This window comes from uncultured Thalassolituus sp. (genome assembly GCF_950066645.1).
Taxonomy (GTDB): Bacteria; Pseudomonadota; Gammaproteobacteria; order Pseudomonadales; family Oceanobacteraceae; genus Thalassolituus.
The window spans coordinates 238,961-245,717 of record NZ_CATMFB010000004.1 but is presented as its reverse complement, the minus strand read 5'-3'; the positions used below and the strand labels follow the sequence as shown (position 1 = coordinate 245,717).

Sequence of the window (6,757 nt, the reverse complement as noted above, 5' to 3'; positions counted from 1 at the left end):
TGGTAGAGCACAACCTTGCCAAGGTTGGGGTCGCGAGTTCGAATCTCGTTTCCCGCTCCAATTTCAAATTGGTTATGTACAAGTGAGAAATTGATTGCTCTGGAGCGACCACGGTCGCGAGCTGGAATGCCAGCCCAGTCGGATCTCGTTTCCCGCTACAGTATTCTGTTCAACTGCATCTCGTGGTTGAATCGCATCAGCTGAAAGCTGACCTGCAATGTTTTAAGGCGCGATAGCAAAGCGGTTATGCACTGGATTGCAAATCCACGTAGGCCGGTTCGACTCCGGCTCGCGCCTCCACTGTTTCAATCTTGTGATCATCGGATTGATATGCCCCTTTGGGCAGCAAGATAGGCCCGGATGGTGGAATTGGTAGACACAGGAGATTTAAAATCTCCCGACCTTCAGGTCGTGCCGGTTCAATTCCGGCTCCGGGCACCACGCCATTCTGTCACCAGTTCTCAACGGGATAGCCATGTTTCCTACCTATATTGATCCGGTATTTCGTCCGCCCAGCGAGGGGCGCTCTCTGATTTTTCAGGTGACCAATGGGTGCTCCTGGAATAAATGCACTTTCTGTGACATGTACACTCAGTCCCAGAAGAAATTCAGGGCCCGGTCTGATGATGACATCCTCGAAGAGATCCGCTCTGCAGCGGCGATCGGCCCCCGGTTCGAAAAGGTATTTCTCGCGGATGGTGACGCCCTGGTGTTGCCTGTCCGCAAGCTTGAAATGATCCTGCTGGCTGTTCGTGAGCATCTGCCTTGGGTTAAGCGCGTTGGGGCTTACTGCCTGCCGCGCAATATCCGCAAAAAATCTGTCGATGAGCTGACTCGCCTCCGTGAGCTTGGGTTGGGCATTGCCTACGTGGGCGCTGAGAGTGGTGATGATCAGGTACTTGAGGCGATCAGTAAGGGAGAGACATACGAATCCACCCTTGAGGCGCTGCTTAAGCTTAAAAGTGCGGGAATCACCACTTCCGTAATGGTTCTCAATGGGATGGGGGGTGCGGCCCTGAGTGAGCAGCACGCCGTTAACTCTGCGCGACTGATGAATGAGGCGCAGCCTGATTTTCTTTCGACTCTTATCGTCAGCTATCCTCTTGGAGAGGATAGAGTGAAACAGGGGTTTGAAAGCATCGGAAAGGTGTACCAGTTGCCAGATCAACAGGCTCTCTTTGAGGAGCTGTATCGCTTTATCGATACTCTTGAGCTCACTGATACGGTATTCCGCAGTGACCATGCTTCTAACTACCTGCCGCTGCGTGGGAATCTTGGAGTGGATAAGCAAAGGCTGCTTCAGGAGCTGGAGGTGGCGATTCTTCGTCCTGGGCAGATCAAACTCCGTCAGGAGTGGCAAAGGGGGCTCTGATGCTGGAATCGCTTATTTCTCAGATGGGGATTTCTGAGGGTGCGTCACTACCGCCCGTAGAGCGCTGGAACCCTCCGTTGTCAGGCATCATGGACATGCAGGTCCGCAAGGACGGTACCTGGTGGCATGAAGGAGGTCAGATTAAGCGTCAGGCCCTCGTGCGCCTGTTTGCCAGTATCCTCAAAAAAGAGGAGGGTGAGTTTTATCTCGTTACCCCTGTGGAGAAGTGGAAAATTCAGGTAGAGGATTGCCCCCTTCATGTTCTGCTGGTTGAAGAATCTGATGGCGATATTACTGCGGTACTCAGCAATGGGCAGGAGGTAATTCTCGGAAGGGGGGTAAAGCTTGAGTTTTCTGAGCTTGATGGCGAAATGCTGCCTTTGCTTAAGCTGGCCAGTGGCCTGACTGCGCGATTTAAGCGGTCCTCCTATTATTCACTTGTGGAATATATCGAGTTCAGGAATGATGGGGTCCCCGTTGTTTGTTCGTCGGGGGCCTCATTTGTCATACCTCTGGATGAGAATTGACATCTTCAATGAGACATTGCGAGCCACTTTGCTCGCTATGTATCTATCTGGCGATGCTCTTTCTTTTCAACTGGTTAGAATGAGCGTTAAGTAGTTGCGGGTGTGAAATTCGCTCCCTAAACTGGCAAAACACAATAAAAACTCACGGAATGACCATGAAAAAAATAACTCTTGCTTCATGCGTACTTGCCGCGTCCCTGTCAGCACAAGCCGAGCTTCAGCCACTTTCCGAATACGACCTTCACGCTGTGACTGGTCAGGGTGGTATCGATATCGCGCTGGATGTTGAAATCGACATTGGTGAGATTATCTACGTGGATACTGACGCTACAGATGGCGGTAGTGTTGTTATTCAGGATCTGCATCTGGGTGGTGGTGAAGGTCGTAACCGACTGTTCGGTCAGCCTGTATCCAATAACACCAGTCGTATCGATGCTTTCACCTTCTCTATTGATGCTGCTTCTAACGGCGATCTGTCAATTGGCGGTGTGTCTACCTGTGGTAGCGCCTGTCCTGTTGATTTTCTCGTATCCACGGGCGCGATTTTTACTCGCGACTCAGATGGTGATCGTGCTGTGAATCTGGTTGATAGCATCTCTATGTACGGTGGCGCGCTGTACTTTAATATGGATGTTTCTAACCGTACTCGTACTGTTGATGGTGCTACTCAGAATTACACCAATCTGCGTATGGTTACCGAGTTCGGTATCGAGGATCTCGATATCGATGCTTCATCGTCGCTCGGTCTTAAGATTGAGAATGCCGTAGTTGCAGGCAGTCAATATCTTGAGCAGAAGGCTGTGTTGGGGAATAACGTTCCTGCGAGTCGCCGCGTTACTCAACTGTTTGTTGATATGTATGCGGATGCAGAAGGCGGAGTGGTATTTGATTTCCGTCCGGGCGCGATACTTGATGCAAACATCATGGATATCGACCTCGCTTCCGTTACTGTTGGTGATGGAGCCATTGGTCGGGTCGCGATTGATGATCTTAACCTGAGTAACATTGCTATTCGGGTTGCAGGTCACGATTGATCTGACATGAAAAAACCCGCTTCGGCGGGTTTTTTTATGTCTTCAGTTTGACGTGCTATAAAAAAGGAGCCGATTGGCTCCTTTTTTATACCAATCCGAAGCTTACATGTTCGGATAGTTCGGGCCGCCAGTACCTTCCGGAGTCACCCAGGTGATGTTCTGTGCAGGATCTTTGATATCGCAGGTCTTGCAGTGAACGCAGTTCTGAGAGTTGATCTGGAAGCGCTTACCGTTTTCGTCTTCAACAACTTCATAAACACCCGCAGGGCAGTAGCGCTGCGCAGGTTCATCGAACTTAGGAAGATTCTGAGACAGAGGGATAGAGTCATCCTTCAGCTTCAGATGGCAAGGCTGATCTTCTGCGTGGTTGACGTTACCGATGAAGACCGAGCCAAGCTTGTCAAAGCTGAGTTTGCCGTCAGGCTTCGGATAGTCGATCTTCTTGCATTCTGACGCTGGCTTCAGCATGGCGTGGTCTGCAGTCTTGTCGTGCAGGGTCACCGGAATTGGGAAGATGTTCTGGTCGATGAAGTTGAACGCTGCACCGCCAAAAGTACCGAACTTGTGCATTGCCGGGCCGAAGTTGCGGCTGCGGTGCAGTTCTTCCCACGCCCAGGAGGCTTCAAAGGCAGCGGTGAATTCGACGATTTCGTCGTTAGCGCGCTCAGCCTGCACTGCCTTGAAGATTTCTTCTGCAGCAACGATGCCGCTCTTCATTGCAGTGTGGGTGCCTTTGATTTTGGCGAAGTTCAGTGTGCCGGCGTCACAGCCAACGATGAGGCCGCCCGGAAAGGTCATCTTAGGCAGGCAGTTCAGACCGCCCTTAGCGATTGCGCGCGCTCCGTATGAAACACGCTTGCCACCTTCGAGATACTGAGCCAGCACTGGGTGGTGTTTCATACGCTGGAATTCGTCAAATGGACTGACGTGAGGGTTGCTATAAGACAGATCGGTAATCAGGCCGACAACCACCTGGTTGTTCTCTGCGTGATACAGGAAGAAACCACCGGTAGAGCCAGACTCGCTCAGTGGCCAGCCCGCACCGTGCAGTACGAGACCTTCCTGGTGTTTGGCTGGATCGATGTCCCACAGTTCTTTGATGCCAATGCCGTAGTGCTGTGGATCTTTGCCTGCATCCAGGTTGAATTTTGCAATCAGTTCTTTGCCCAGGTGGCCACGGCAGCCCTCTGCAAATACGGTGTATTTGGCGCGCAGCTCCATGCCTGGTACGTAGTCGTCCCGCTGAGTGCCGTCATGGCTGACACCCATGTCGCCAGTGATGATACCTTTAACAGTATCTTCTTCGATGATCAGGGAGGCGGCAGGGAATCCTGGGTAGATTTCAACGCCCAGTGCCTCAGCCTGCTCGCCCAGCCAGCGGCAAACGTTGCCCAGTGATACGATGTAGTTACCGTCGTTGTGCATTGGCTTTGGAATAGCCCAGTGAGGACTTTTTACTGACTTCTCCTGAGAGGTCAGGAAATAGACTTCATCACCCTTAACAGCCGTGTTGAGTGGTGCGCCCATTTCTTTCCAGTTAGGGAAGAGTTCAGTCAGGGCGCGGTCTTCGATTACGGCACCAGAGAGAATGTGCGCACCGATCTCAGAGCCTTTCTCTACCAGGCATACAGACAGTTCCTGGCCTGCTTCTTCGGCCAGTTGCTTGATACGACAAGCCGTGGCGAGGCCAGATGGGCCGCCACCGACGATGACTACGTCGTACTCCATTACATCACGTTGCATAGGATGATCTCCTCAAATCACGCTGGGAGGTGCCGCATATTGCGGACATTATAAAACCACTGCCAAAACCACTGCAGGTAGCTGTTACCGGCCGGTCAGGAGGGACGAAAAATGCCCGCCATTATACGATGTGACTACGGTCAGGCAACTGATTTCACAGGAAAACTGGCTGTCATAGGGGTATTTGTCAGGGTTTGGGTGAGGGTGAGCTTGACCTGAAGTGACACAATCCGAATAATGTTGCGCGCTGGAAAGGGTACGTGTGCGTGACGTTTTATCTTACGGTCCCCTGAACACCCTTTTTTCATCCACTAGAGAAATACGAGGAATCTATGAAGGTTCTTGTCGCTGTAAAACGCGTAATCGACTACAACGTTAAGGTTCGCGTGAAAGCAGACAACTCTGATGTTGATCTGACTAACGTCAAAATGGCTATGAACCCATTTTGTGAAATTGCCGTTGAAGAAGCTGTGCGCCTGAAAGAAAAGGGCGTTGCCACTGAAGTAGTGGTTGTGTCTATCGGTCCTAAAGTAGCGCAGGAGCAGATTCGTACTGCACTGGCTCTGGGTGCAGACCGCGGCATTCTGATCGAGACTGAAGAAAAGCTCGAGCCACTGACGGTAGCTAAGCTGCTGAAAGGCGTTGTTGAGAAAGAGCAGCCTCAGATCGTTCTGATGGGTAAACAGACCATCGATAGCGACAACAACCAGACTGGTCAGATGCTGGGCGCACTGACGAGCATGCCACAGGGCACCTTCGCCTCTGAAGTTGCAGTTGATGGTGACAAGGTTAACGTAACTCGTGAAATCGATGGCGGTCTGCGTACTGTTGCTCTGTCTCTGCCAGCAATCGTGACTACTGACCTGCGTCTGAACGAGCCACGTTATGCTTCTCTGCCAAACATCATGAAGGCGAAGCGTAAGCCTCTGGATACTATGTCTCCTGCAGATCTGGGTGTAGAAGTTAAATCTTCCCTGTCTCTGGTCAAGGTGACTCCACCAGCTGAGCGTTCTGCTGGTATTAAGGTCGGCAGCGTTTCTGAGCTGGTCGAAAAACTGAAAAACGAAGCCAAAGTGCTCTGAGAGAGGTCTGTGTAATGTCTATCCTTGTAATTGCAGAACACGATAACGCCACTCTGAAAGGCGCTACTCTGAACACCATTACTGCTGCAGCAGCAATTGGTGGCGACATTGACGTACTGGTTGCTGGCAAAGGTTGTGGCGCTGCCGCTGAAGCCGCTGCTAAAGTTGCCGGCGTAAGCAAAGTGATCGTTGCTGACAACGACGCTTATGAGTACCAGCTTGCTGAGAACATGGGCGACCTGGTGGCTGAGCTTGGTAAGGGTTACACCCACATCCTTGCTGCAGCAACGACAACTGGTAAGGATTTCCTGCCACGTGCAGCGGCTCTGCTTGATGTAAACATGATCTCTGAAGTGATCGGTGTTGAGGCGGCTGATACCTTTGTTCGTCCTATTTACGCTGGCAATGCGATTGCCACTGTGAAATCGTCCGACGCTATCAAAGTTCTGACTGTTCGTGCGACTGGCTTTGATGCCGCTGCGGCAGAGGGCGGTTCTGCATCTGTAGAGTCTTCTGATGTTGTTAAGAATGCAGGTGTTTCTGCGTTCGCTAGCGAAGAGCTGGCCAAGTCTGATCGTCCAGAGCTGACTGCCGCTAAGGTTGTTATTTCTGGTGGTCGCGGCATGGGCAATGGCGACAACTTTGAAATTCTGTACAAAGTTGCTGACAAGATCGGTGCTGCGGTTGGCGCTTCACGTGCTGCGGTTGACGCTGGTTTCGTTCCAAACGACATGCAGGTTGGTCAGACCGGTAAGATCGTCGCTCCTGATCTGTATGTTGCTGTTGGTATCTCTGGTGCCATTCAGCACCTGGCAGGTATGAAGGACTCTAAAGTTATTGTTGCTATCAACAAAGACGAAGAAGCGCCTATCTTCCAGGTTGCAGACTACGGTCTGGTTGCAGATCTGTTTGATGCGATTCCAGAGCTGGAATCTGCACTCTGATCTGATCAGAACCTGATCTGAAGGAAGCCCGGCATTGCCCGGGCTTTTTTTATGT

The 6,757-nt window shown here is 51.5% G+C and carries 6 protein-coding genes and 2 tRNA genes; 7 read left to right on the top strand and 1 reads right to left on the bottom strand.

The window, feature by feature from the left end; translation table 11 throughout:
• Positions 1-226 precede the first annotated feature (226 nt).
• The 5 genes from Q1L85_RS05690 to Q1L85_RS05670 all read left to right on the top strand — a co-directional run bounded on the left by Q1L85_RS05690 (position 227) and on the right by Q1L85_RS05670 (position 2,933).
• A tRNA-Cys gene (locus Q1L85_RS05690) sits at positions 227-300 on the top strand.
• 54 nt (positions 301-354) lie between these two features.
• Positions 355-441, top strand: a tRNA-Leu gene (locus Q1L85_RS05685).
• Positions 442-475: 34 nt separating this feature from the next.
• A complete protein-coding gene (locus Q1L85_RS05680) occupies positions 476-1,372 on the top strand; it encodes a radical SAM protein (RefSeq protein WP_300426403.1) in 897 nt (298 codons plus the stop codon).
• Positions 1,372-1,899, top strand: a complete 528-nt coding sequence (locus tag Q1L85_RS05675; protein ID WP_300426402.1) for a DUF1285 domain-containing protein — start codon at positions 1,372-1,374, stop codon at positions 1,897-1,899. The genes Q1L85_RS05680 and Q1L85_RS05675 overlap by 1 nt, the downstream gene beginning before the upstream one ends.
• A 155-nt stretch (positions 1,900-2,054) precedes the next feature.
• A complete protein-coding gene (locus Q1L85_RS05670; RefSeq protein WP_300432540.1) occupies positions 2,055-2,933 on the top strand; it encodes a DUF6160 family protein in 879 nt (292 codons plus the stop codon).
• A gap of 102 nt (positions 2,934-3,035) precedes the next feature.
• Here the strand turns inward: Q1L85_RS05670 and Q1L85_RS05665 are convergent, their stop codons facing one another.
• The gene (locus tag Q1L85_RS05665; protein WP_300432537.1) at positions 3,036-4,676 is read right to left on the bottom strand and encodes an electron transfer flavoprotein-ubiquinone oxidoreductase; all 1,641 of its coding nucleotides are present in this window, start codon (positions 4,674-4,676) and stop codon (positions 3,036-3,038) included.
• Positions 4,677-5,008: 332 nt separating this feature from the next.
• Between Q1L85_RS05665 and Q1L85_RS05660 the strand changes: the two genes are divergently transcribed.
• Complete coding sequence (locus Q1L85_RS05660; protein ID WP_300428462.1) at positions 5,009-5,758, top strand: electron transfer flavoprotein subunit beta/FixA family protein; 750 nt, start codon at positions 5,009-5,011, stop codon at positions 5,756-5,758.
• Positions 5,759-5,772: 14 nt separating this feature from the next.
• Complete coding sequence (locus Q1L85_RS05655) at positions 5,773-6,702, top strand: FAD-binding protein (RefSeq protein WP_300428461.1); 930 nt, start codon at positions 5,773-5,775, stop codon at positions 6,700-6,702.
• Positions 6,703-6,757: the final 55 nt, after the last annotated feature.

Excerpts from the sequence above, each read along its gene's own strand:
- Q1L85_RS05680 (WP_300426403.1), top strand. The coding sequence starts at position 476 with ATGTTTCCTACCTATATTGATCCGGTATTTCGTCCGCCCAGCGAGGGG.
- Q1L85_RS05675 (WP_300426402.1), top strand. The coding sequence starts at position 1,372 with ATGCTGGAATCGCTTATTTCTCAGATGGGGATTTCTGAGGGTGCGTCA.
- Q1L85_RS05670 (WP_300432540.1), top strand. The coding sequence starts at position 2,055 with ATGAAAAAAATAACTCTTGCTTCATGCGTACTTGCCGCGTCCCTGTCA.
- Q1L85_RS05665 (WP_300432537.1), bottom strand. The coding sequence starts at position 4,676 with ATGCAACGTGATGTAATGGAGTACGACGTAGTCATCGTCGGTGGCGGC.
- Q1L85_RS05660 (WP_300428462.1), top strand. The coding sequence starts at position 5,009 with ATGAAGGTTCTTGTCGCTGTAAAACGCGTAATCGACTACAACGTTAAG.
- Q1L85_RS05655 (WP_300428461.1), top strand. The coding sequence starts at position 5,773 with ATGTCTATCCTTGTAATTGCAGAACACGATAACGCCACTCTGAAAGGC.